At 75.4% G+C, this 1,806-nt stretch carries 2 protein-coding genes; both read left to right on the top strand.

Going from position 1 to position 1,806, the window contains the following annotated elements:
* On the top strand, positions 1-863 hold an 863-nt coding region (locus CV1CTNOD_RS26590), incomplete at its 5' end, for an HAD family hydrolase (protein WP_242606632.1).
* Positions 860-1,806 (top strand): zinc-dependent alcohol dehydrogenase (locus CV1CTNOD_RS12480; protein WP_131786286.1); only part of this gene is annotated, 947 nt, incomplete at its 3' end. The genes CV1CTNOD_RS26590 and CV1CTNOD_RS12480, both read left to right, overlap by 4 nt.

Raw genomic sequence — 1,806 nt, 5'->3', positions numbered from 1 at the left:
CGCTCGCCCCGCCGGCCCGCCGGGCGACGCGGGCGCTGGCCGGCGGGCCGGACACCCTGGCGGTGTTCGACCTGGACGGCACGCTGGTGTCCTCGACCGTGGTCGAGTCCTACCTGTGGCTGCGGCTGGCCGACCAGAGCGTGGCGGCCCGCGGGCGTGAACTGGCCGCGCTGGCCCGCGCGCTGCCCGGTTACGTGCGGGCCGAGCGGCGTGACCGGGGGCATCTCATCCGGGCGGTGTACACCCGCTATGCCGGCACCGACCCCGACGAGCTCGCCCGCCTCGTCGACGAGGCCGCCGGGGACATCCTGCTGCGCCGGGTCAAGCCGGCGGCGATCCGCCGGGTCCGCGAGCACCGGGAGGCCGGGCACCGGACCGTCCTGCTCACCGGTGCGGTCGAGGTTCTCACCCGTCCGCTGGCGCCGCTGTTCGACGAGATCGTCGCGACCCGCCTCGCAGTCGGGGGGGACGGGCGGTGCACCGGGCGTCTGGTGTCGGCGCCGTTGGTCGGTGACGCCCGGGCAGCCTGGCTGAGCCACTACGCGGGACGGGTGGGCGCGAATTTGAGCGTGTCGTGGGGGTACGCCGACAGCCAGTCGGACCTGCCGATGCTGCGCGCCGTCGGCAACCCGGTGGCGGTCAATCCCGACCTGCCGCTGTACCGGGTCGCCCGCCGGTCCGGCTGGCCGATCGAGGAATGGCCCTCGACCCGGGGCGAACCACGCGCGGTGGCGGCGAGCCGTGCCGAGCGCCAGGCCCACGCCGTGGCCGCGCGGGTGCGGACCTGGCGCGGCGGGGAGCCGGTGGGAACGGGCACCGGGTCAGATCGCGCCCGGACCGTCCGGCCGGGAGCCCAGCGGTGAGCCGCGCGCTGGAGCTCTACCGGTCGCTGCCCCGCTATCTGACCACCCGGACGCTGTCGGGCCGGCTGCCGTCCCTGGCCGGTGCTGCGGCCACCACCACGGCGCCGTTGCGGCTGAGCGATCGGCCCAGTCCGTCCCGTCCCGGGCCGGACTGGGTGACGATCCGCCCACGGTTGTCGGGGATCTGCGGCTCGGATCTGGCCACCATCACCGGGCAGTCGTCGTTCTACTTCGCCTCCCTGGTGTCCATGCCGTTCGTCCCCGGGCACGAGATCGTGGCCGACACACAGACGGATGTCACTCTCTGTGATAACACGCAGCTACCAGCGGGCTCCCGGGTGGTCGTCGACCCGGTTCTGGGCTGTGCTGCCCGGGGCCTGCCCGCATGTGCCGGCTGCGCCGCCGGGCACACCAGTCGCTGTGATCGGATCACGTCCGGGCACCTGTCCCCCGGTCTACAGACCGGCTACTGCGCGGACACCGGCGGCGGGTGGAGCCGGGCGCTGGTCGTGCACCGCTCGCAGCTGCATCCGGTGCCGGCGGACCTGCCGGACGAACGGGCGGTGCTGGTCGAGCCGCTCGCCTGCGCCGTGCACACCGCGTTGCGGGCCCGCCCCGCCGACGGCGACCGAGTGCTGATCATCGGTGCGGGCGCGGTGGGGTTGTTCACCCTGCTGGCGCTGCGCGCCTACACCAAGGCCGGTCCGGTGACCGTGGTCGCCAAGCACCGCCGGCAGGTGGAGCTGGCCCGGCGCTTCGGCGCGGACGAGATTCTCCCGCCGGCGTCCGCCGTCGGCGGGGTGCGCCGCGGCACCCGCGCGCTGCGGCTCGATCCGGAGGTCGGCCCGCCCTACCTGCTGGGTGGGGTGGACGTCGCGATCGACTGCGCGGGCAGCGCGTCGTCGCTGTCGACGGCACTGCGCACCACCCGGGCGGGCGGGCG

The organism is Protofrankia symbiont of Coriaria ruscifolia, from assembly GCF_900634745.1.
GTDB classification, from domain to species: Bacteria; Actinomycetota; Actinomycetes; order Frankiales; family Frankiaceae; genus Protofrankia; species Protofrankia californiensis.
Note: the sequence above shows the minus strand (reverse complement) of the source record. Positions and strands in the feature narration are given on the sequence as shown.